Consider the following 22,999-nt stretch of genomic DNA (forward strand, 5'->3'; position numbering starts at 1 on the left):
TTAACTCTCCTTCGGTGGCGCGTTTTCAGAAACGTAATTCGCCAGCTGGCAATACTGCGCTACAGAGATATTTTCCGCACGTTTAGCCGGATCGATTCCCAGCTCAGTCAATACCTCAACAGTAAAGAGATTGCCGAGGCTGTTGCGGATGGTTTTACGGCGCTGGTTGAAGGCTTCCGTGGTGATTCTGCTCAGCACACGAATATCTTTTACCGGGTACGGCATCGTGGTGTGCGGAACGAGACGCACCACCGCAGAATCAACTTTAGGCGGCGGTGTAAAGGCCGTCGGCGGTACTTCAAGCACTGGAATGATATTACAGTAGTACTGCGCCATAACGCTTAATCGACCATACGCCTTACTGTTCGGCCCCGCAACCAGGCGATTGACGACCTCTTTTTGCAACATAAAGTGCATGTCGGCAATGGCATTAGTATAGGTAAAAAGATGGAACATCAGCGGGGTGGAGATGTTGTAGGGCAGGTTGCCAAACACGCGCAGTGGCTGGCCCCGCTTTTCCGACAGCTCGCCGAAGTTCATGGTCATCGCATCTTGTTGATAAATCGTCAACTTTGGCCCCAGGAACGGGTGCGTTTGCAGACGAGCAGCCAGATCGCGATCCAGCTCGATGACGGTCAGTTCGTCCAGTCGTTCTCCGACGGGTTCCGTCAGTGCCGCCAGGCCCGGGCCGATTTCGACCATGGCCTGACCTTTCTGCGGATTAATGGCAGAGACAATACTGTCGATCACGAACTGATCGTTGAGGAAGTTTTGCCCGAAGCGTTTACGGGCTAAGTGGCCCTGGTGGACTCTATTATTCATTGAGTATTAACAATCATGGTAATGGCGAGATTAAGCGCCGTAATAAAACTGCCGACGTCTGCTTTCCCCTGACCCGCCAGTTCGAGCGCGGTGCCGTGGTCTACAGAGGTACGAATAAAGGGTAAACCGAGGGTGATATTCACGCCCCGGCCAAAGCCCTGGTATTTTAGCACGGGCAGGCCCTGATCGTGGTACATGGCGAGTACCGCGTCGGCGTTGTCCAGATACTTTGGCTGAAACAGCGTATCAGCCGGAAGCGGCCCGCTAAGATTCATGCCCGTTGCACGCATCTCATTAAGCACCGGGATGATAGTCTCTATCTCTTCTGTTCCCATATGCCCGCCTTCACCCGCATGCGGATTGAGTCCACACACCAGAATATGGGGCTGACGAATACCAAATTTTTGCTGCAAATCGGTGTGAAGAATGGTGATCACATCGCGGAGCACATCTGCAGTAATGGCCTCAGGAACAGCTTTAATCGGTAAATGAGTAGTTGCCAGCGCGACACGCATTGCTTCCGTTGCCAGCATCATCACGACTTTGTTGACCTGAGAGCGTTCTTCAAAAAACTCGGTGTGTCCGGTAAACGGTGTGCCTGAATCGTTAATCACACCTTTATGCACGGGGCCGGTGATCAGTGCGGCAAATTCACCGTTCAGACATCCGTCGCAGGCCCGGGCCAGGGTGTCGACCACATACGGGCCATTCTCGACATTGAGCAGGCCTGGCACGACCGGTGCTTTAAGTTCAACAGGCAGTAACGTCAAACTGCCCGCTTGCTGAGCAACGGCGGGCAGGGATGGAGCATATTCGCGCAGGGTGAGCGGCAGACCGAGCAAACAGGCTCGCCCGGTCAGTAATTCGGCATCCGCGCAGACCACCAGTTCGACCGGCCAGTCACGCTGGGCGAGCTGGACGACTAAATCAGGGCCAATCCCGGCAGGTTCGCCGGGAGTGATAACAACGCGATGTACCGGCATTAATTGCTCAGGACCTTAACATAGGCGCTGGCACGCTGTTCCTGCATCCAGGTAGCCGCTTCTTCAGAGAACTTACGGTTCATCAGCATACGGTATGCACGATCTTTTTGCGCCGCGTCGGTTTTGTCGACGTTGCGGGTATCGATCAGCTCAATTAAGTGCCAGCCGAAAGAGGAGTGTACCGGTGCGCTCAACTGGCCGCGATTCAGTTTCATCAGGGCATCACGGAAGGCAGGATCGTAGATATCAGACGCCGCCCAGCCCAAATCGCCTCCCTGGTTCGCTGAACCTGGATCCTGAGAAAACTCTTTTGCCGCCGCTGCGAAGGTGGTTTTGCCGCTCTTGATGTCAGCTGCAATTTGTTCCAGTTTTGCACGCGCCTGGTCATCGCTCATGATCGGCGACGGTTTCAGCAGAATATGACGTGCATGAACTTCGGTAACGGAGATACTTTTGCTCTGACCACGCAGGTCGTTCACTTTCAGAATGTGGAAACCCACACCGGAACGAATCGGGCCAATGACATCGCCTTTTTTCGCCGTGCTCAGCGCCTGAGCGAAAATAGACGGCAGCTCCTGAATGCGTCCCCAGCCCATCTGGCCACCTTTCAGCGCCTGTTGATCGGCGGAGTAGGTAATAGCCAGTTTGCCGAAATCACCGCCGTTACGCGCTTCTTCAACAATCGACGTCGCCTGGCGTCCAGCTTCGTTTACCTGCTCAGAGCTTGGATTTTCCGGCAGCGGAATCAGAATGTGGCTCAGGTTCAGCTCGGTGCTGGCATCGTTTTGATTGCCAACCTGCTGCGCGAGGGCATCGACTTCCTGTGGCAGAACGGTAATGCGACGACGCACCTCGTTATTACGTACTTCGGAGATAATCATCTCTTTACGAATCTGCGCACGGTAAGTGCTGTAATTCACACCATCGTAGGCCAGGCGGCTACGCATCTGATCCAGAGACATGTTGTTCTGTTTCGCGATGTTAGCGATAGCCTCATCCAGTTGTTCATCGGTGACTTTGACGCCCATTTTGGTCGCCATTTGCAGAATGATTTGATCCGTAATCAGACGTTCCAGAATCTGATGGCGCAGGGTGGCGTCATCAGGTAACTGCTGACCAGCCTGACCTGCGTTGAGTTTTACGGATTGCATCAAACCATCAACGTCGCTTTCGAGCACCACACCGTTATTGACGACGGCGGCGACTTTATCAACAACCTGTGGTGCAGCGAAACTGGTATTCGCGACCATAGCGATACCGAGAAGCAGCGTTTTCCAGTTCTTCATACCTTTTCCATTTCAATTAACCGCAATGCGGATTACGTGGCAAATCAACTACATCATAAAGAGCTACGGTACGGCAGAATGTTAGACCGCAGCATCTGCTGCGTGCCCAAACCGTAATTCGAACTCAAACCGCGCAACTCAATGTTGAAACCGATGACGTTGTCATACTTGCTTTGGTTATTTTCCCAGCCGTTGATCTTGCGTTCATAGCCAACGCGAAGGGCATAACAGCAGGAGTTATATTGCAGACCCAGCATCTGGTCAGCAGGTTTGCTCGTATTGGTGTCGTAATAGTAAGCGCCGACGACAGACCAGCGGTCGACGACCGGCCAGCTTGCAACCACACCCACTTGTGAAATTCCGTCTTTATACTGTTCTGTTGTGGCGTAGTTGGGCAAGGTAGCCTGAATGTATTCCGGGCTGGCATAGCGATAGCTTAGCTGTACCAGACGGTCTTCATCGCGGCGATACTCAACGGCGGCGGTGCTGTTGGCTACATTGTCCAGACGTGTGTCGTATTGCACACCACCACGTAAGCCCCAGCGATCGGAAATGCGCCAGTAAGTATCGCCTGCCCACACCAGAGAGCCCGTTTTGCTGTCTTTCTCCCAGTTGATATTGTCATCGCCGGTGCGAGACTCAGTGAAATAGTAGATTTGACCAACAGAAACGTTAAAACGTTCAACGGAAGCATCATCATAAATGCGGGATGTGACGCCGGAGGTGACCTGGTTCGCGGATGCGATGCGGTCCAGACCGCCATATACGCGGTCACGGAACAAGCCACTGAAGTCGGACTGCAGCAGCGAGGAGTCGTAGTTGTTGATACTGCTCTGGTCGCGGTAAGGCACGTACAGGTACTGCGCACGTGGCTCAAGCGTCTGGGTGTAGCCGTCGGCCAGGGACATATCCCGTTCAAAGATAAGCTTACCGTCAACTTTGAACTGTGGCAGGGTCCGGTTGACCGAGTCTTTTAATTTGTTGGCAGAACTGAGTAACCGTTCATTGCCTGACGGATTCGCATTGTACTGCTGCTGAGCATAATTGCGATAATCGTCCAGATTATCCTGCTGATAGTGGGTCGCAAGAAGTTTGACTTCAGTGTCTAAACTGCTCCACGAATTCGATAAAGGCAGGTTTAGCGTTGGCTCAATATGTAAACGTGTCGCTTCCGGGCGGCTCGAGTTGGTATTGGTGAAGTGCACGGCCTGACCATAGATCCGTGCATCGAACGGCCCGAGGTCGTTTTTATAGTAATTCACATCCAGCTGCGGTTCAGCTGAGTAAGAATTGCTGTTGGTACGATCGAAGACCTGGAACTGTTTGGTCGATACCGTTGCGTCAAAGTTATCAATGGCGTAACCAAGACTGAATTTTTGCGTGGCATAACCATCAGTACTGGAGCCATATTTCGATGAAAAATCATTGAAATAACTGGGATCGCTGACTTTGGTGTAATCCACGTTGAAACGCCACACCTGATCCATTACGCCAAAATGGTTCCAGAAGAATAACCAGCGATGACGATCGCCTTCGGTCGGGTGGTCATCCTGATAGACATCATCAGAGGGCAGATAATCAAATTCTACCAGCCCGCTGCCTGCCTGCGTCAGGTAACGAAATTCGTTTTGCCACTGAATATTCCCGCGTTTAGCGATGTAATGCGGCGTAATGGTGGCATCGAAGTTAGGGGCGATGTTCCAGTAATAGGGCAGGTAGAACTCAAAAGAGTTATTGGTACTGTATTTGGCGTTCGGGATAAGGAAGCCTGAACGGCGTTTATCGCCTACCGGTAGTTGCAGATAGGGGCTATAGAAAATCGGCACCGGGCCTAGTTTGAAGCGCGCGTTCCAGATTTCAGCGACTTGCTCTTCACGGTCATGAATGACCTCACTCCCGACCACGCTCCAGGTGTCGGAACCTGGCAGACAGGAGGTGAAGGTTCCGTTATCCAGAATGGTATAGCGGTTTGCACCACGCTGTTTCATCAGATCGGCTGTGCCCCGGCCCTGTCGGCCCACCATCTGATAATCGCCTTCCCAGACGTTGGTGTCTTTCGTATTCAGATTCGCCCAGGCTTTCGGACCTTTCAGGATGACCTGGTTATCGTCGTAGTGCACATTACCCAGTGCATCCACCGTGCGCACTGGCGCAGCCTGGCCATCAGCTTGCTGCTGATGAAGTTGTACCTCATCGGAGCGTAAACGGCTGTTTCCCTGATTGATATCGACATTGCCGGAAAAAACGGCATCGTCAGGGTAGTTCCCTTTCGCGTTATCAGCATTAATGGTAACAGGCAGATTATTGGTATCGCCTTCAACCAGAGGTCGATTATAGCTGGGTACGCCAAGCATACATTGCGAGGCGAGACTGGCCGTCAGCCCCTGTTGACTGTATAGGGCAGTACCAATCATGGTGGCCAGGAGGGTGGGAATACGTTTTTTCATACGTTGTATTTGTTGTTCCGTCATCTGTGGCTTTACGCTGGCAAACGGTCAGAGACTAACGTACTCATCTTCGCTGCGCTAGTTTTAATCCTGCCCGTTTTCGAGCCAGGTCAGAGAAGAGTGTACCTGTGCACGGCATAGAATGACGGGTATGATAAAGCAAATTTTAGCCGACGGCATGACGATTTGGGGAGTATATGCAGTATTGGGGAAAAGTGGCGGGTTTGGTCATCGCTCTGATTATGGGCGGAGGCTTTTGGGGCGCGGTCCTTGGGCTTTTAGTCGGTCATATGTTTGATAAGGCACGCAGCCGTAAAATGGCGTGGTTTGCCAATCAGCGTGAACGCCAGTCGCTCTTTTTCGCCACCACCTTCGAGGTGATGGGGCATCTGACCAAATCAAAAGGGCATGTTACTCAGGCAGATATCCAGGTAGCCAGCCTGTTCATGGACCGGATGAATCTTCACGGGGATTCCCGTACCGCGGCACAACAGGCCTTTCGCGTCGGCAAAGCGGATAACTACCCGTTACGTGAAAAAATGCGTCAGTTTCGCAGCGTTTGCTTTGGCCGCTTCGACCTGATCCGGATGTTTCTGGAAATTCAGATTCAGGCGGCATTTGCTGATGGTTCGCTGCACCCGAACGAGCGTGAAGTGCTGTATGTCATCGCCGAAGAGTTGGGTATTTCACGCACCCAGTTCGATCAGTTCCTGAGAATGATGCAGGGCGGCGCCCAGTTTGGTGGTGGCTATCAGCAACAGGCAGGCGGCGGCTGGCAGCAGGCGCAACGCGGCCCGACGCTGGAAGATGCCTGCAATGTGCTGGGGGTCAAAACCACTGACGATGCCGCGACCGTTAAGCGCGCCTATCGCAAACAGATGAGCGAACACCATCCTGATAAGCTGGTGGCGAAAGGTTTACCGCCAGAGATGATGGAGATGGCGAAGCAGAAAGCGCAGGACATTCAGAAGGCTTACGAGCTGATTAAAGAGCAAAAAGGGTTTAAGTAAGTCTGCAGTTTTTCATCCTCATGCCGACCCTCTCCCTCAGGGAGAGGGAGAAAATCGCCGTTCCAGTCCGCACAATCTGCCCCCCGCCCCTTTGAGAAGAGGGTCAGGGTAAGGGCAAAAACGAGACCCGAAACTAAAAATCCACCGGTGCTTTGAACGTCATGCTGTTGCCAAACGCGGGGTGGGTGATGGTTAAGCTTTCCGCATGCAGTAACAGGCGTGGCGCCATTGCCAGCGCCTCTGGTGTCGCGTAAAAGCGGTCACCCAGAATCGGGTGACCCAGTGCCAGCATGTGAACACGCAACTGGTGGGAACGCCCGGTAATGGGCTTCAGGCGCACCCGCGTGGTGTTGTCAGATGCACGCTCCAGTACCTCATATTCCGTCTGCGCTTTTTTACCGGTTTCGTAACACACCTTCTGCTTCGGGCGATTCGGCCAGTCGCAAATCAGCGGTAAATCCACCAGACCTTCTTCTTTTTCCAGATGGCCCCAGACGCGTGCGACATAGTGCTTTTTCGGCTCGCGGTCGCGGAACTGGCGCTTAAGCTCACGCTCGGCAGCTTTGGTCAGCGCCACCACAATGACCCCGCTTGTCGCCATATCCAGACGATGCACGGACTCGGCCTGCGGAAAATCGCGCTGAACACGTGTCATCACGCTGTCTTTGTGCTCATCAAGACGCCCCGGCACGGACAACAAGCCGCTCGGCTTGTTGACCACCATAATGTGTTCATCCTGATAAAGGATGACCAGCCAGGGCTCCTGAGGCGGATGGTAGGGCTCCATCAACATAGCCTTCTCCGTTACTGATGCGTCACGACGATAAGACGTAACGCATCCAGACGCCAGCCAGCCTGCGACAGGCTTTCCAGCACCTGCTGACGGTTACTCTCAATGGCAGCAAGCTCATCATCACGAATGTTCGGGTTCACTGCACGCAGTGCTTCAAGGCGAGAGAGTTCTGCGGAGAGCTTCTCGTCGGCTTCGGTTTTCGCGCCTTCAATCAGGGCCAGGGCCGCTTTCTCCACCTGCGCTTCGCCTTTTTGCAGAATGGTATGCACATCCTGATGCACCGCATTGACCAGTTTGCTGCCGGTATGGCGGTTCACCGCACTGAGCTGGCGGTTAAAGCTTTCAAACTCCACCTGACCTGCAAGGTTGGTTCCATTTTTATCTACCAGCAGACGAATCGGCGTCGGCGGCAGGAAGCGCGTCAACTGCAGCTGCTTCGGAGCCTGGGCTTCCACCACATAGATAAGTTCAAGCAGCAGGGTGCCAACAGGCAGTGCTTTGTTCTTCAGCAGTGAAATCGTGCTACTGCCCGTATCGCCTGAGAGGATAAGATCCAGACCGTTACGGATAAGCGGATGCTCCCAGGTAATGAACTGCGCATCTTCACGAGACAGCGCGACGTCGCGATCAAAGGTGATGGTGCAGCCATCTTCCGGCAGGCCAGGGAAATCCGGCACCAGCATATGATCTGACGGCGTCAGCACGATCATATTCTCGCCGCGATCGTCCTGGTTGATCCCGACGATATCAAACAGGTTCATCGCGAAGCTGATGAGTCCCGTGTCGTCGTCCTGCTCTGCAATACTCTCGGCCAGTGCCTGGGCGTTTGCACCTCCGTTGGAGTGAATTTCCAGCAGGCGATCGCGGCCTTGCTCAAGCTGCGCTTTCAGGGCATCGTGCTGTTCGCGACAGGTAGTGATCAGTTCATCAAAGCCCTCGGTCTCTTCGGGGGAGGCCAGGTACCCAATAAGGCGGGTATGAACCTGATCGTAGATGGCACGACCGGTGGGGCAGGTATGTTCAAAGGCATCCAGCCCTTCGTGATACCAGCGCACCAGCACCGACTGCGCAGTTTTCTCCAGATACGGAACGTGAATCTGGATATCGTGCGCCTGACCAATACGATCCAGACGGCCGATACGCTGTTCCAGCAGATCCGGGTTAAACGGCAGATCGAACATCACCAGGTGGCTGGCAAACTGGAAGTTACGTCCTTCCGAGCCAATCTCGGAACACAGCAGAACCTGAGCACCACTGTCTTCTTCACCAAACCACGCGGCTGCGCGGTCACGTTCAATGATCGACATGCCTTCATGGAACACCGCTGCGCGGATACCTTCGCGTTCACGTAAAACCTGCTCCAGTTGCAGCGCGGTGGCCGCTTTGGCACAGATGACCAACACTTTTTGCGAGCGGTGGCTTGTGAGGTAACCCATCAACCACTCAACGCGCGGATCGAAGTTCCACCAGGTGCCGGTGTCGCCTTCAAATTCCTGATAGATCTGCTCCGGGTAAAGCATGTCACGAGCGCGATCTTCCTGGCTTTTGCGCGCCCCCATGATGCCCGAAACCTTGATGGCGGTCTGATACTGGGTGGGGAGCGGCAACTTAATGGTGTGCAGCTCTCGTTTCGGGAAGCCTTTCACACCGTTACGGGTATTACGGAACAGCACGCGGCTGGTGCCGTGGCGGTCCATAAGCATTGAAATCAGCTCCTGACGTGCTGCATCAGCACCCTCTTTATCGCTGTTCGCGGTCTGCAAAAGAGGTTCAATATCCTGCTCGCCAATCAGGTCGCTCAGCATATTGAGGTCGGCATCACTCAGGCGTTTACCTTCCAGCAGGAGTGCTACGGCATCGGCAACCGGGCGGTAATTCTGTTGTTCATCCACAAACTGAGCGAAATCGTGAAAACGATTTGGGTCCAGCAGGCGCAGACGGGCAAAGTGGCTCTCCAGCCCCAGCTGTTCCGGCGTGGCGGTCAGCAGCAAAATGCCAGGTACGCGTTCGGCCAGCTGCTCAATAGCCATGTACTCACGGCTTGGCGCCTCTTCGCTCCAGACAAGGTGATGCGCTTCGTCGACCACCATCAGGTCCCATTCTGCGTCACAAAGGTGTTCGAGACGCTGCTTGTTACGGCGAACGAAATCGAGGGAGCAGATGACCAGCTGTTCGGTCTCAAACGGGTTATCCGCATCGTGCTGCGCTTCGGCATAACGTTCATCATCAAACAGCGCAAAGCGCAGGTTGAAGCGGCGCAGCATCTCTACCAGCCACTGATGCTGAAGGGTTTCCGGCAGGACAATCAGCACACGTTCAGCAGCCCCGGACAGCAGTTGCTGATGCAGAATCATCCCGGCTTCAATCGTTTTACCCAGGCCCACTTCATCAGCCAGCAGGACGCGGGGGGCGTAGCGACGGCCCACATCGTGTGCAATGTGCAACTGATGAGGGATCAGGCTGGTGCGCTGCCCGCGCAGGCCGCTCCACGGCATGCGGTACTGTTCGCTCTGGTATTTACGTGCGCGGTAACGCAGGGAAAAGCGATCCATACGGTCAATCTGACCCGCAAAAAGCCGGTCCTGCGGTTTGCTGAACACCAGTTTGCTGTCGAGCATCACCTCGCGCAGCATCGTGTTCGCTTCTTCCGTGTCTAAACGGGTACCGATATAGGCGAGCAGGCCGTTTTCTTCTTTAACTTCGTCGATGCTCATCTGCCAGCCTTCGTGGCTGGTCACCGTATCGCCAGGATTAAACATCACACGCGTGACGGGGGAGTCACTGCGTGCGTAAAGACGGTTTTCTCCGGTCGCGGGGAAAAGCAATGTGACAGTTCGCGCATCCATCGCAACGACGGTTCCAAGTCCGAGTTCGCTTTCCGTGTCGCTGATCCAGCGTTGACCAAGTTTAAAAGGCATAAATGGACTCTATATCTTAAATTGCAGGCAATAGTTCGTCACCGTCTGACAGGCAGGCGGGCGTCTAATGTTGGGGCCAGGAATAGAAAGGGCGCTATGGTACTGGATGGCAATGATTTCGTCACTACTCCTTATACCCGTTGTCTTTCATGTTGCCTCTTTGTTGGCTGACGTCAGATACCACCACCATAATGTGTACTCTGTTGATGGGGATGTGCTCAGTGGTCGTCGCAATGCAACCTGACATCCAACGTCATCAGGGCGCAAAACTGACAAGTGTTCACGCTCATTGTGTCAAAACAGTCCCAGTTGCCCCGTCAGTAGTGTAGCAAAATCATCGTCGGTGAAAGGTAAGATTCCATCGGCAACGGGCATCAGCTGTTTGGTCAGATAGTGATCATAGTCCAGCGGCGAATGCTGATAGTCGAGCGGCTCAGGTCCTTGCGTAGTCCAGACATATTTGATGGTTCCCCGATTCTGATACTGGGCGGGCCGTCCGCGTTTCAGGTTCTCTTCATCAGCAAGACGGGCGGCGCGAACATGGGGCGGCACATTGCGTTCATACTCGGCAAGGGGCCGACGCAGGCGCTTGCGATACACCAGCTGGTCATCCAGTTTTCCCTCTAACAGATCCTTAATGGTTTCGCGAACAAAGTCCTGATAAGGCTCACGGCGGAAAATACGCAGGTAGAGGTCTTTCTGAAATCTTTGCGCCAGTGGGGTCCAGTCGGTGCGCACCGTCTCCAGCCCTTTAAATACCATGCGTTGCGCTTCACCTTCCTGAATCAGCCCGGCGTAACGCTTCTTGCTCCCCTGGTCGGTGCCGCGAATGGTCGGCATTAAAAAGCGACAAAAATGGGTTTCAAACTCCAGCTCCATCGCGCTGGTGAGGTTCTGCGCCTTCAGATGCGCCGTCCACCAGTCGTTCACATGCGCCACCAGCGCCTGGCCTATGCGCGCTGCGTCTTCCTCACTATGGGCCTTTTTCAGCCATACAAAGGTCGAGTCGGTGTCACCGTAAATTACGTCGTAGCCCTTTTCCTCGATCAGCGTTTTTGTCTGGCGCATGATCTCATGGCCGCGCATGGTGATTGACGACGCCAGACGAGGATCGAAAAAGCGACAGGCGCTGGTACCGAGCACGCCATAAAAGGCATTCATAATGATTTTCAGCGCCTGCGAGAGCGGTTTGTTCCCGGTGCGTTTTGCTTCATCACGTCCTTGCCATATCTGGCCGACGATACCCGGCAGACAGTGGGTTTGCCGGGAAAACCACGCCCCAAGAAAACCCTCCGTACTCTGTTCTGCATCGGGGCTGGCCATGCCTTCCACCAGCCCGACGGGGTCGATAAGAAAAGTGCGGATGATGGAGGGGTAGAGGCTTTTGTAATCCAGCACCAGCACCGAATCGTACAGACCCGGGCGCGAGTCCATTACGTAGCCGCCAGGACTGGCCTGTGGCGGCACATCGCCGAGGTTGGGGGCGACGTAGCCCGCGCGGTGCATGCGGGGGAAATAGAGGTGGCTGAAGGCAGCGACGGACCCGCCGTGGCGATCAACCGCCAGACCATTGACCGTCGCCCGTTCAAGCAGAAACGGCATGATCTCAGTTTTGTGGAAAATGCGCGTGACCAGCTCACAATCTTTCAGGTTATAGGTGGCGAGGGCGGGTTTATCCTCGGCAAAGCGGCGTTCGATCTCATCCATGCGATCCCAGGGGTTATCAATGGCTTTTCCTTCGCCTAATAACGCCTGCGACACTGATTCCAGTGAAAATGAGGGGAATGACCAGAAGGCGGATTTAAGTGCATCGATGCCATCAATGATCAACCGACCCGTAGCCTGGGCGAAGAAAACGCCATTTTTAAAGCCATGTTCACGCCATTCGAGAAGAGCGTTGCCGCGCCCCAGCAGCAGAGGAACCCGGTAACGGTCGGCGCTCTTTTGCAGCACGCGCAGATCAAATTGCACCACGTTCCAGCCAATGATTACGTCAGGATCGTGCCTGGCAAACCAGGCGTTGAGCTTTTCAAGCAGTTGCGGGCGACTGTTAACGTACTCAAGGTGAAAATCGAGCCCGCTGTCATCACCGTTGGCCGGCCCCAGCATATAAACCGTGCGCTGACCGCAGCCTTCAAGACCAATGCAATAGAGTTCACCGTGGCGGGTGGTTTCAATATCCAGCGAGACCCATTTCAAAGAGGGGCGGTAATCCGGATTCGGTTTAAGACGGGCATTCACTAACCTTTGACCCTGCCCATCGCCGTCGACCCAGACGGGCGCCGTAATAAAGCGCTCCATCAGAAAACGTTCAGGTGGGCGTATATCGGCTTCATACACGGTGACGCCGCCGTCGCGTAGCAGCTTTTCATAACGCATGAGCTGGCGGTGGGCGCGGCAGTACAGGCCGTGTACCGGCTGGCGATGGAAATCGGATAGCTGGAGAGGGGCGAGGCGGAAATGATGTTCACCATCGAGCAGGCGCTGAGCCTGCGCAACCTGCGAGGAGGGGATAAACGCGACGGACTCCTGAGGCGGCAGAAAAACCTGCAACGGCCCGCTGTCCGTTGCCAGCCAGAACTCTACTTCAGTGCCCTGCGGCGTGTCCCGCCAGTGCCGGGTCAGTAAAAAGCCTTCTCGCGCCTGCGTCACACCGTTCTCTCACTCTGCCATTCACGGCGAGATTATAACCTGGAATGATCGTCAGTACTGATTTTTTGTACAGGTATCACCGGGAGATAGCGCAGGATCCGGTAGCCCGTGTAATAAAAGGCTTCGCGCAGCAGGAAGGGAAACCGGGTCGACCCGCTTTGATAGCGGCTGGCGGTAGTGGGAGAAGACCAGCTTTCAATGTGATTATCCCAGGCGATAATACGCATGCGCAGCATATGCAGGGGGTCACTCACCAGGAGCGCCGTCTTAAGCTGATGACGATGCATAAGCTCTGCGGCATAGCGCAGGTTTTCACGCGTGACGGTCGACCGCTCTTCGATAAGAATATCGGCATCCGGGACAGCGTTTGCCAGCACGTAGGCTTTTGCCACCGCGGCGTCCGAGCGCGTGGCGCCTGGGCTCATCCCACCGGTCAAAATCAATGTCCTGACAAAACCTTCGTGATAAAGCCAGATGGCGTGATCCAGTCGTGCTTTAAAAACCGCCCCCGGACCCTCGCCTTTAATCCCTGCGCCTGCGACGATGGCACAGTCTGCATGGCGCGTCTGATCCTGTTTGCTGAACTGCCAGATAGCCACGGCATTATAGATGATGACAATAAGCGCAGTGATCGCCCCCATTACCACCAGTTTGATTATGCCTTTGCGCATGATGCGGATCCTTTGTGATCGGTCAGGCAACAACGTTACCTGTTATCATTGTAGATTCAACATTCATGAAGACGTAATGCAAAAATTCGGAACTTACAAAGGGATAAGCGAAGCAGGACGCTTCGCTTCATGCACGTGGATTACTGACCGTAATAGGCTTTTGCGCCATGTTTACGCAGGTAGTGTTTGTCGAGCAGGGTTTGCTGCATGGCGGGCAACTCAGGGGTAAGCTGGCGGCAGAAAATACCCATGTAAGCTACCTCTTCCAGCACAATGGCGTTATGTACCGCATCGTCAGCATTTTTTCCCCAGGCGAAAGGCCCGTGAGAATGTACCAGCACGCCGGGCATCTGCGCCGGATCGATACCCTGAGTTTTAAAGGCTTCGACGATAACGTTGCCGGTTTCCCATTCGTACTCGCCGTTAATTTCCGCATCGGTCATTTTGCGTGTGCAGGGAATGGCACCGTAGAAGTAATCCGCATGGGTTGTGCCAGTGGCGGGTATGGATTTGCCCGCTTGCGCCCAGATGGTGGCGTGGCGCGAGTGGGTGTGGACGATTCCGCCTATGGTCGGGAACGCCTGATAGAGCAGACGGTGAGTGGGGGTGTCAGAAGAGGGCTTTTTACTGCCTTCCACGACTTCGCCGGTCTCCAGGCTCACGACCACCATATCCTCTGCTGTCATCACCGCGTAATCAACGCCGGAAGGCTTAATGACCAGCACGCCCTGTTCGCGATCTACCGCACTGACGTTGCCCCAGGTCAGGGTCACCAGGTTATGTTCAGGCAGGGCAAGATTGGCTTCCAGTACCTGCTGTTTAAGATTCTCTAGCATGCTTTCCTCCAGGAAAAAGCGGCCTGCCGGAGCAGGCCAAATGTTCCCCTGTTAACGTTTGGAGCCGTAATACACTTCATTCCAGCGCAGCGCGTCTTTAAAGGCAGGCAGGCGGGTATCGTTGTCAATAACAGCAAGTTCAATGCCGTGCAGTTCGCTGAACTGACGCATATCGTCCAGGGTGAGAGCGTGACTAAAGACGGTGTGGTGCGCACCGCCAGCGATGATCCAGGCCTCTGAGGCGGTTTGCAGATCCGGCTGGGCTTTCCACAGGGCATTAGCAACCGGCAGCTTCGGCAGCGCGTGTGGGGTTTCCACTGCATCCACGCAGTTCACCAGCAGGCGGAAGCGATCGCCCAGATCGATCAGGCTCGCATTGATGGCCGGCCCGGTTTTGGTAGAGAAGATCAGACGTGCCGGATCGGCTTTTCCGCCGATGCCGAGGTACTGCACGTCGAGGATCGGTTTTTCATCAAGCGCGATGGTCGGGCACACTTCCAGCATATGGGAACCGAGCGCCAGATCGTTGTTCTCTTCAAAGTGGTAGGTGTAATCCTCCATAAAGGAGGTGCCGCCCTGCAGACCGGTCGACATCACCTTCATGATGCGAAGCAGAGCGGCAGTTTTCCAGTCGCCTTCACCGGCAAAGCCGTAGCCCTGCTGCATCAGACGTTGAACCGCAAGGCCTGGCAGCTGTTTCAGGCCATGAAGATCCTCAAAGGTAGTGGTGAAGGCATGGAATCCGCCCTGTTCGAGGAAGCGTTTCATCCCCAGTTCAATGCGTGCGGCATCAATCACATTCTGGCGTTTGTCGCCGTTCACCTGCGCGGCAGCGGTCAGGCGATAGCTGCTTTCATATTCATCCACCAGTGCGCTGATGTCGCCGTCGCTGATACTGTTTACGACCTGAACCAGGTCGCCAACGGCCCAGGTATTTACCGAGAAGCCGAACTTGATCTGTGCTGCCACTTTATCGCCATCGGTCACGGCCACTTCACGCATGTTATCGCCAAAGCGGCACACTTTCAGGTGACGGGTGTCCTGTTTAGAGACGGCCTGACGCATCCAGGCGCCGATACGCTGGTGCGCTTTTTTATCCTGCCAGTGGCCGGTAACCACGTCGTGCTGCTGGCGCATACGGGCACCGATGAAGCCGAACTCACGACCACCGTGCGCGGTCTGGTTCAGGTTCATAAAGTCCATATCAATGCTGTCCCACGGCAGGGACGCATTAAACTGGGTATGGAACTGCAGCAACGGCTTGTTAAGAATGGTGAGGCCGTTAATCCACATTTTGGCGGGTGAGAAGGTGTGCAGCCACACCACCATACCGGCACATTTGTCGTCGTAATTGGCGTCACGGCAGATGTTTGTTATCTCATCCGGTGAGGTGCCGAGCGGCTTGAGTACCAGTTTGCAGGGCAGTTTGGCTTCGGCGTTCAGCGCGTTAACGACTTGTTCGCCATGCTGCGTCACCTGACGCAGCGCTTCGGGTCCGTAAAGGTGTTGGCTGCCAATCACAAACCAAATTTCATAATTATCAAAAATCGTCATTATTGTGTCCTTAGTGAGTGAGCGCTGCCTGCGGTGCTGGCGCGGCTACCGGGAGATAGTGAAGCTCGGCGCTTTTTGCCCACTGCTGATAGCGGCGATAGAGTTGTTCAAAACGCTGGGCTTGCGCAGTGGCGGGCTGCAGCGTGCTTTCGATCTGGCTGGCCATTTGCTGTTGCGCGGCCGGGATATCGGTATGCACACCCGCGGCGACGGCTGCAAAAATGGCCGCACCCAGCGCACAGCACTGGTCAGAGGCAACAATTTGCAGCGGACGATTGAGTACGTCGCAGCAGGCCTGCATGATGACTGGGTTTTTGCGCGCGATGCCGCCCAGTGCCATGACGTTGTCCACAGCAATACCCTGTTCGGTAAAACACTCCATGATGGCGCGCGCGCCAAAGGCCGTGGCGGCGATGAGCCCGCCAAAGAGCGCCGGAGCGTCGGTGGCAAGATTTAGATCGGTGATAACACCCTTCAGGCGCTGATTCGCATTCGGGGTACGGCGGCCGTTAAACCAGTCCAGTACCACGGGCAGATGTTCCAGAGAGGGGTTTTTCGCCCAGGCGGCGGTCAGTGCCGGCAGAAGCTGTTTCTGGCTGGCTTTGATCTGGGTTTTCAGTTCCGGATGCTCAATCGCCAGCTGCTCCAGCGGCCAGCCAAGGATGCGGCCAAACCAGGCGTAGATGTCACCGAAGGCAGATTGCCCGGCTTCCAGCCCGATAAAGTCCGGCACCACGCTGCCATCCACCTGCCCGCAGATTCCTTTTACCGCCCGATCCCCCACGCTGGGTTTATCCGCAATCAGGATGTCGCAGGTTGAGGTGCCAATCACTTTGACCAGCGTGTTAGGTTGTGCCCCGGCTCCTACGGCTCCCATATGGCAGTCAAATGCGCCACCAGAGATAACGACGGTTTCAGGCAGGCCAAGGCGCTGCGCCCACTCCGCCGTCAGCGTACCGACCGGCAGATCGGCGGTGAACGTCTCGGTAAAGAGCGGGGTCGGGAGGTGTTTGTTGAGCAGCGGGTCCAGATCGTCAAAGAAGCTCGCTGGCGGCAGACCGCCCCAGCTCTCATGCCATAGCGATTTATGCCCGGCGCTACAGCGTCCACGGCGAATATCCTGTGGTCGGGTGGTACCGGAGAGCAGGGCAGGTACCCAGTCGCACAGCTCAATCCACGAGGCGGCAGCCTGAGCAACATCGCGGTCTGCACGGGTCACATGAAGGATTTTGGCCCAGAACCACTCACTGGAATAAATACCGCCGATATAGCGTGAATAGTCGGTCTTGCCCGGTGCGTGGCAGAGTGCAGTGATCGCTTCTGCTTCTTCCACTGCCGTATGGTCTTTCCACAGCACGAACATCGCGTTGGGGTTGTCGGCGAATTCCGGTCGCAGAGCCAGTACGCGACCTTCAGCATCAATAGGGGCTGGCGTTGAGCCGGTGCTGTCGACGCCGATGCCTTTTACCTCCTGACGCTGCGTCTCTGTCAGTTGTGCCAGCACGGCTTTGATCGCCGCTTCCATCGACTCGATGTAGTCCCTGGGGTGGTGGCGAAAGCGGTTGTTGGCGGCGTCGCAGTAACGACCTTCCTGCCAACGAGGATACCACTCTACGCTGGTGGCGATTTCATTTCCGGACGCGCAATCCACTGCCAGTGCGCGTACCGAGTCGCTACCAAAATCGAGGCCAATTGCAATTGCCATCGTGTTGCTCCATGAAGAGTTACCTTAGGGAGAAACATAGTGATCGGCTGAAAAAAGCGTCAGGCTGTATTCGCTAATCTTATGGACGAAAATGCTATGTAAGTACAAAGTGTGACGCCGTGCAAAAATTCGATGTGGACATTTCTGCCGCCTTTATAGACACTTTGGTTGGCCCTTTCTCTACCAATAATATGCGCTAAACTGGCATAACTGCTTTTATCAGGCGGGGTTGAAAGTGGCGATCATTTCCTTGTGCCCGGTCAACATGTGGGGGGAATGAAGCGCGTATCAATATGGACAATTGGTTTCCTGACTGACATCCGGAGTATTGCGTTTATGGCTGAATCTCAAAACGATCCACTGCTGCCTGGCTACTCGTTTAATGCCCACCTGGTAGCGGGATTGACCCCCATTGAGTCGGAAGGTTACCTCGATTTTTTCATCGACCGTCCCCTCGGCATGAAGGGATACATTCTGAACTTCACCATCCGGGGGGAAGGGGTAATTGATAACAATGGCAAGCAGTATGTCTGCCGCCCCGGCGATATGCTGCTCTTCCCCCCCGGTGAGATTCACCACTATGGTCGCCACCCCGATGCCAGCGAGTGGTATCATCAGTGGGTCTATTTCCGCCCCCGTGCCTACTGGCATGAGTGGTTAAGCTGGCCGACTATTTTCGCCCAGACCGGTTTTTATCGCCCGGATGAACAGCATCTGACGCAGTTCAGCGAGCTGTTTGGACAAATCATTGATGCCGGGCAGAGTGGCGGACGTTATGCCGAACTGCTGGCGATTAACCTGCTGGAACAACTGCTGCTGCGACGTATGGATGCGATTAATGAATCTCTCCATCCTCCGCTGGATAATCGGGTTCGCGACGCCTGCCAGTATATCAGCGACCATTTGGCCGATAGCCATTTCGATATTGCAGGTGTGGCGCAGCATGTCTGCCTTTCACCCTCGCGCCTGTCGCATCTGTTCCGCCAGCAGCTGGGCGTTAGCGTGTTGAGCTGGCGCGAGGATCAGCGCATCAGCCAGGCCAAATTGCTGCTGAGTACCACGCGTATGCCGATTGCCAGCGTCGGGCGCAACGTGGGCTTTGAAGATCAGCTCTATTTTTCACGGGTATTCAAAAAATGCACCGGTGCCAGCCCCAGCGAATTTCGTGCAGGATGTGAATAAAGGGTAAAGAAGCGCAATGAATTTCGCGGGTGAATATCTTACTCGCTAAACTATTCGGATAATTAAGGATTGACCCTTGTGGTTCGGCTCCGGACAATCCCGGCGTCGTTACTCAACCGGATAGACTATGCAAGCTTTGCTGGAACACTTTATGACGCAGTCAGCCACCTATTCGCTGATTGCGATTGCGCTGGTGGCCTTTCTTGAGTCGCTGGCGCTGGTGGGGTTAATCCTCCCGGGCACGGTAATGATGGCGGGGCTGGGGGCGCTGATTGGCAGCGGTGAGGTGAATTTCTGGCATGCGTGGCTGGCGGGAATTGTCGGCTGCCTGCTGGGGGACTGGATCTCTTTCTGGCTCGGCTGGCGCTTTAAGCGCCCTCTGCACCGGCTCTCTTTCCTTCAAAAGAACAAAGCGTTACTGGATAAAACCGAACATGCGCTGCACCAGCACAGTATGTTCACCATTCTGGTGGGGCGTTTTGTCGGCCCTACTCGCCCGCTTATCCCGATGGTCGCAGGTATGCTTGACCTGCCGGTTGCCAAATTTGTGGTGCCTAATATCATTGGCTGCCTGCTCTGGCCGCCGTTTTACTTCCTGCCTGGTATTCTGGCGGGCGCAGCCATTGATATTCCGGCGGGGGAACAGAGCGGTGGATTCAAATGGTTGCTGGTGCTGGCGGCGGTGCTTGTCTGGCTGGCTGGCTGGATGTGCTGGCGACTCTGGCGCAGCCAGAAAAGTGGCCGTGATAAACTCTCCGCTTATCTTCCCCGCCAGCGCCTCTACTGGTTAACGCCGTTACTGGTGTGTGTGGCAGCCATTGCGGTCACCCTTCTTGTGCGCCATCCGCTGATGCCGGTCTATGCGCAAATACTCGTGAAAGTCGTCACCTGATGCCCAGCAGGGCGGAGACCGGGGCGCTGCCGCTCAGCAACGTGTCGGTTTCTCCATCCCAGGCGATCCGCCCGTCAGCCACCACTACCGAACGAGGCGCAATGCGCGCCGCATCTTCGACGCTGTGAGAGACCATGAGCAACGTTAACTGCTGGCGGTGACAGACTTCCTGAACCAGAACGAGCATCTCCTGGCGCAGCGCCGGGTCAAGGGCTGAAAAGGGTTCGTCGAGTAACAGCACCGGCTGTTCGCGCACCAGGCAGCGGGCCAGAGCGACACGTTGACGCTGCCCACCGGAAAGCTCGCCAGGTAGCCGGTTAAGCAGGCTCTCCAGCCCCATAGTGGCAGCAATGGTCTCCAGTTTGCTGGATTGCGCGCTGGACAGCTTCAGGCCGGCATCCAGCCCCAGTCCTATGTTCTGCCTGACGGTTAAGTGGGTAAAGAGGTTGTTTTCCTGAAACAGCATCGATACCGGGCGTTTTGCGGGTGGCGTGTGCGTATGTTCCCGGTTTTCAATCATGATGGTGCCACTCGCCGGGGCCAGGAAACCTGCAACCAGGCTTAACAATGTGCTTTTTCCCGCACCGCTGGGGCCGAGTACGGCAATACGTTCACCCTGTCTTGCCGAGAGTGTAAAGCGCATGGGCAGATGCTGGTACAACCAGGTTACATCAATCAGTCTTAGCATGGCGTCCCGGAAGTTTTTCAATAAAGGTGAACAGTGAGAAGCAGAGTATTAGCAGTATCAGTGCCGTGACCGCCCCGTCCTGGGTGCGATAGGAACCTATCTGCTGATAAAGGTAGAACGGCAGGGTGCGAAAATCGTCGTTACCAAAAAGCGCGACCACCCCAAAATCACCGATGGAGAGTACGCAGGCAAAGGCCAGCGCCTGCGCCAGCGGCACCTTCAGCGCTCGCAGTTCCACCACCCGCAGGCGACGCACTCCCGTCATACCCAGCGACTGGCACAGCAGGCTGTAGCGCGCGGTAATGTCACGCATCGGGTTTTCCAGCACTTTCAGAGCATAGGGAACCGCCATCAGCGCGTTGGTAAAAATCACAATGCCATCCGCTGAGCCAGGCAGGCCAATGCTGTCGTTCAGCAGCAGGAAAAACCCGGTCGCCAGGACAATGCCTGGCATCGCCAGAATCAACATGCCGCTCATCTCCAGCGCCTGGCCTGCCAGGATCTGCTGGCGTGCGCGCAGTTCGCGGCTGCTCCAGAGCAGCATCATGGTGAAGACAATGCAGAGCAGCCCCGCACAGAGCGCAATGCGTAACGAGGTCCAGACCGCCTGCCAGAGCACCGGACGTGAGAGCATGTTCAGCATGCTGAGGTTCAGCCCGTCAAACATCACCGCCAGCAGCGGCGGGAGAAGCAGCAGCAGCGCCAGCGCAATCAGGGTGACATCACAGATGCGGCTAAAGAGCCTGTCCTGCGGATCGCGCCAGCCCTGAATCTGATGGCTCCCCACGGCAAAGGCTTTGCTGAGGCGCTGGCTGAGCAGAACCAGCCCCAGGCAGCAGACCATCTGAATCAGCGCCAGCAGTGCCGCGCGGCCAGGGTCAAAGTCATAGCTCAGCGCCTGGTAAATGGCCAGTTCAATAGTAGTCGCCTGCGGCCCGCCGCCCAGCGACAGCACGGTGGCAAAACTGGCAAAGCAGAGCATGAAAATCAGTGCTGCGACGGGGGGAATTTGTCGACGCAGCCACGGCCACTCGACATAGCGGAAAAAGGACCAGCCTCGCATACCCAGCTGTGCCGCAAGCTGGCGCTGCTCACCGGGGATCTGTTCCAGCGCCTGAAGCAGTAAACGTGAGGCCATCGGCAGGTTAAAAAAGACATGGGCCAGCAGGATGCCTTGGAGTCCATAAGGTGAGAAGGACCACTTCAGTCCGAGTGCGGAAAATAGCGACGCCAGCCAGCCATGATGACCGTAAACGCTGAGAATGCCAAAGACCGCCACCAGCACCGGCAGAATCAGGGTCATGGCGCACAAACGTAACAGCGCCATTCGCCCCGGGAAGCGACGTCGGTAGAGCGCTCTGGAGAGAAAAATAGCCGGAACCACGGAGAACAGGGCTGAGAGAAACGCCTGCCAGAAGGAAAAACGCACCACGTGCCACAGATAGCTGTCCTGTAAGACCTCCGTCAGTTCAGACGCGGGGGCGTGCTTCCAGAGCGCCAGGAAGGCGGCCAGCGCTACCGCTACCATGACGGTAGCGGCGGTCAGGCCGGGCGCCATCCAGCCGGGAATCAGCGGCTGACGGCGTGTTGCCATGCACGGATCCAGTCGGCGCGCTGAGTTGCCACCTGTTCAGAGGTGTACTCAAGGGAGGTTTGAGGTTTCACCAGCGTATCAAAACCCGCCGGCAGCGCCACGTTGGTTACCGGGTACATCCAGTTGCCGGTAGGGATGGCGTTCTGGAACGCCGGAGACACCATGAATTTGAGGAATTTTTCTGCCAGCTCAGGCTCTTTGCTGGCGGCGGTGCGGGCCGCGACTTCAACTTGCAGGTAGTGTCCCTCGCTGAAGTTAGCGGCGGCGTACTGCTCTTTTTTCTCTTCAATGATGTGGTAAGCCGGAGAGGTCGTATAGCTCAGCACTAAGTCACCTTCCCCTTTCAGGAACAGACCGTAAGCTTCGCTCCAGCCTTTAGTGACGGTGACGGTCTTCGCCGCCAGCTTCTTCCAGGCGTCTGATGATTTATCGCCATAGACTTTCTGCATCCATAACAGCAGACCCAGCCCCGGTGTGCTGGTCCGTGGATCTTCGTAGATCACGCGCCATTTCTGTTCGCTTTCAACCAGCTCTTTCAGGCTTTTCGGCGGGTTCTGCAGTTTGGTTTTATCGTAAACGAAGGCAAACCAGCCGTAATCAAAGGGGACAAAGGTGTCATTCTTCCAGCCGCCTGGTACCTTAACCGCATCAGTGGCGACGCCGCTTTTGGCAAAGAGGTTGGTGCTGGTTGCTGCTTCGAGCAGATTGTTGTCCAGTCCCAGCACCACGTCAGCTTTGCTGTTTTTACCCTCCATACGCAGACGGTTAAGCAGCGAGACGCCATCTTCCAGCGCGACCAGCTTCAGTTCACAGTTGCAGTCAGCTTCGAACGCTTTTTTTATTACCGGGCCGGGGCCCCAGTCGGCGGCAAAAGAGTCATAGGTGTAAACGGTGAGGGTCGGTTTGGCAAATACGGGAGCTGCAACCAGCAGCAGGACGGGCAGAACGTTTTTTAGCACTTTGCAC

17 protein-coding genes are annotated in these 22,999 nt (G+C 55.5%); 3 read left to right on the top strand and 14 right to left on the bottom strand.

The window, feature by feature from the left end:
- The 4 genes from rsmA to lptD are packed head-to-tail and all read right to left on the bottom strand — an operon-like array spanning position 1 to position 5,538.
- On the bottom strand, positions 1-822 hold the full coding sequence (gene rsmA / locus M1D91_RS03500; protein ID WP_437431142.1) for a 16S rRNA (adenine(1518)-N(6)/adenine(1519)-N(6))-dimethyltransferase RsmA: 822 nt from the start codon (positions 820-822) through the stop codon (positions 1-3).
- A complete protein-coding gene (gene pdxA / locus M1D91_RS03505) occupies positions 819-1,805 on the bottom strand; it encodes a 4-hydroxythreonine-4-phosphate dehydrogenase PdxA (RefSeq protein ID WP_437431143.1) in 987 nt (328 codons plus the stop codon). The genes rsmA and pdxA overlap by 4 nt, the downstream gene beginning before the upstream one ends.
- Positions 1,805-3,091, bottom strand: a complete 1,287-nt coding sequence (gene surA / locus M1D91_RS03510; RefSeq protein WP_437431144.1) for a peptidylprolyl isomerase SurA — start codon at positions 3,089-3,091, stop codon at positions 1,805-1,807. The genes pdxA and surA overlap by 1 nt, the downstream gene beginning before the upstream one ends.
- A gap of 53 nt (positions 3,092-3,144) precedes the next feature.
- The gene (gene lptD / locus M1D91_RS03515) at positions 3,145-5,538 is read right to left on the bottom strand and encodes an LPS assembly protein LptD (RefSeq protein ID WP_437431145.1); all 2,394 of its coding nucleotides are present in this window, start codon (positions 5,536-5,538) and stop codon (positions 3,145-3,147) included.
- Between the two features lie 197 nt (positions 5,539-5,735).
- On the opposite strand from lptD, the gene djlA reads away from it, so the two are divergent.
- Positions 5,736-6,548, top strand: coding sequence for a co-chaperone DjlA (gene djlA / locus M1D91_RS03520; RefSeq protein ID WP_437431146.1), 813 nt, complete (start codon positions 5,736-5,738; stop codon positions 6,546-6,548).
- 133 nt (positions 6,549-6,681) lie between these two features.
- Here djlA and rluA read toward each other — a convergent pair whose 3' ends face one another.
- The 7 genes from rluA to araB form a co-directional block, all read right to left on the bottom strand.
- Positions 6,682-7,341: a bifunctional tRNA pseudouridine(32) synthase/23S rRNA pseudouridine(746) synthase RluA gene (gene rluA / locus M1D91_RS03525; RefSeq protein WP_437431147.1), complete on the bottom strand. Its 660-nt coding sequence runs from the start codon at positions 7,339-7,341 to the stop codon at positions 6,682-6,684.
- Positions 7,342-7,352: 11 nt separating this feature from the next.
- The gene (gene rapA, locus M1D91_RS03530) at positions 7,353-10,259 is read right to left on the bottom strand and encodes an RNA polymerase-associated protein RapA (protein ID WP_437431148.1); all 2,907 of its coding nucleotides are present in this window, start codon (positions 10,257-10,259) and stop codon (positions 7,353-7,355) included.
- Between the two features lie 294 nt (positions 10,260-10,553).
- Entirely contained in the window at positions 10,554-12,911 is a 2,358-nt protein-coding gene (gene polB / locus M1D91_RS03535) for a DNA polymerase II (RefSeq protein WP_437431149.1), read from the bottom strand.
- A gap of 32 nt (positions 12,912-12,943) precedes the next feature.
- On the bottom strand, positions 12,944-13,582 hold the full coding sequence (locus tag M1D91_RS03540; RefSeq protein ID WP_437431150.1) for a YdcF family protein: 639 nt from the start codon (positions 13,580-13,582) through the stop codon (positions 12,944-12,946).
- Between the two features lie 140 nt (positions 13,583-13,722).
- Positions 13,723-14,418, bottom strand: coding sequence for an L-ribulose-5-phosphate 4-epimerase (araD, locus tag M1D91_RS03545; RefSeq protein ID WP_437431151.1), 696 nt, complete (start codon positions 14,416-14,418; stop codon positions 13,723-13,725).
- A 51-nt stretch (positions 14,419-14,469) separates the two neighbouring features.
- The gene (gene araA, locus M1D91_RS03550; protein WP_437431152.1) at positions 14,470-15,972 is read right to left on the bottom strand and encodes an L-arabinose isomerase; all 1,503 of its coding nucleotides are present in this window, start codon (positions 15,970-15,972) and stop codon (positions 14,470-14,472) included.
- Positions 15,973-15,982: 10 nt separating this feature from the next.
- A complete protein-coding gene (gene araB, locus M1D91_RS03555) occupies positions 15,983-17,677 on the bottom strand; it encodes a ribulokinase (RefSeq protein ID WP_437431153.1) in 1,695 nt (564 codons plus the stop codon).
- 336 nt (positions 17,678-18,013) lie between these two features.
- Here araB and araC point away from each other — a divergent pair, with 336 nt between their 5' ends.
- Positions 18,014-18,859 (top strand): arabinose operon transcriptional regulator AraC, encoded by an 846-nt coding sequence (gene araC, locus M1D91_RS03560; protein ID WP_437431154.1) that lies wholly within the window; start codon positions 18,014-18,016, stop codon positions 18,857-18,859.
- Positions 18,860-18,986: 127 nt separating this feature from the next.
- Positions 18,987-19,751, top strand: coding sequence for a DedA family protein (locus M1D91_RS03565; RefSeq protein ID WP_437431155.1), 765 nt, complete (start codon positions 18,987-18,989; stop codon positions 19,749-19,751).
- Here the strand turns inward: M1D91_RS03565 and thiQ are convergent.
- From thiQ to thiB, 3 genes are read right to left on the bottom strand one after another with little or no spacing between them, the layout of a single operon-like run.
- Entirely contained in the window at positions 19,744-20,439 is a 696-nt protein-coding gene (gene thiQ / locus M1D91_RS03570; RefSeq protein ID WP_437431156.1) for a thiamine ABC transporter ATP-binding protein ThiQ, read from the bottom strand. The genes M1D91_RS03565 and thiQ overlap by 8 nt on opposite strands.
- Complete coding sequence (gene thiP / locus M1D91_RS03575) at positions 20,423-22,033, bottom strand: thiamine/thiamine pyrophosphate ABC transporter permease ThiP (RefSeq protein ID WP_437431157.1); 1,611 nt, start codon at positions 22,031-22,033, stop codon at positions 20,423-20,425. Before thiP ends, thiQ begins: the two co-directional genes overlap by 17 nt.
- The gene (gene thiB / locus M1D91_RS03580; protein WP_437431158.1) at positions 22,009-22,992 is read right to left on the bottom strand and encodes a thiamine ABC transporter substrate binding subunit; all 984 of its coding nucleotides are present in this window, start codon (positions 22,990-22,992) and stop codon (positions 22,009-22,011) included. Before thiB ends, thiP begins: the two co-directional genes overlap by 25 nt.
- Between the last annotated feature and the right edge of the window lie 7 nt (positions 22,993-22,999).

This window comes from Enterobacter sp. SA197 (assembly GCF_054131575.1).

What these genes read in the sequence shown, in the direction of transcription:
- araB (WP_437431153.1), bottom strand. Translation starts at nt 17,677, where the DNA reads ATGGCAATTGCAATTGGCCTCGATTTTGGTAGCGACTCGGTACGCGCA.
- M1D91_RS03540 (WP_437431150.1), bottom strand. Translation starts at nt 13,582, where the DNA reads ATGCGCAAAGGCATAATCAAACTGGTGGTAATGGGGGCGATCACTGCG.
- pdxA (WP_437431143.1), bottom strand. Translation starts at nt 1,805, where the DNA reads ATGCCGGTACATCGCGTTGTTATCACTCCCGGCGAACCTGCCGGGATT.
- rluA (WP_437431147.1), bottom strand. Translation starts at nt 7,341, where the DNA reads ATGTTGATGGAGCCCTACCATCCGCCTCAGGAGCCCTGGCTGGTCATC.
- surA (WP_437431144.1), bottom strand. Translation starts at nt 3,091, where the DNA reads ATGAAGAACTGGAAAACGCTGCTTCTCGGTATCGCTATGGTCGCGAAT.
- thiQ (WP_437431156.1), bottom strand. Translation starts at nt 20,439, where the DNA reads ATGCTAAGACTGATTGATGTAACCTGGTTGTACCAGCATCTGCCCATG.
- M1D91_RS03565 (WP_437431155.1), top strand. Translation starts at nt 18,987, where the DNA reads ATGCAAGCTTTGCTGGAACACTTTATGACGCAGTCAGCCACCTATTCG.
- thiP (WP_437431157.1), bottom strand. Translation starts at nt 22,033, where the DNA reads ATGGCAACACGCCGTCAGCCGCTGATTCCCGGCTGGATGGCGCCCGGC.
- araD (WP_437431151.1), bottom strand. Translation starts at nt 14,418, where the DNA reads ATGCTAGAGAATCTTAAACAGCAGGTACTGGAAGCCAATCTTGCCCTG.
- rapA (WP_437431148.1), bottom strand. Translation starts at nt 10,259, where the DNA reads ATGCCTTTTAAACTTGGTCAACGCTGGATCAGCGACACGGAAAGCGAA.
- rsmA (WP_437431142.1), bottom strand. Translation starts at nt 822, where the DNA reads ATGAATAATAGAGTCCACCAGGGCCACTTAGCCCGTAAACGCTTCGGG.
- araC (WP_437431154.1), top strand. Translation starts at nt 18,014, where the DNA reads ATGGCTGAATCTCAAAACGATCCACTGCTGCCTGGCTACTCGTTTAAT.
- djlA (WP_437431146.1), top strand. Translation starts at nt 5,736, where the DNA reads ATGCAGTATTGGGGAAAAGTGGCGGGTTTGGTCATCGCTCTGATTATG.
- araA (WP_437431152.1), bottom strand. Translation starts at nt 15,972, where the DNA reads ATGACGATTTTTGATAATTATGAAATTTGGTTTGTGATTGGCAGCCAA.
- lptD (WP_437431145.1), bottom strand. Translation starts at nt 5,538, where the DNA reads ATGAAAAAACGTATTCCCACCCTCCTGGCCACCATGATTGGTACTGCC.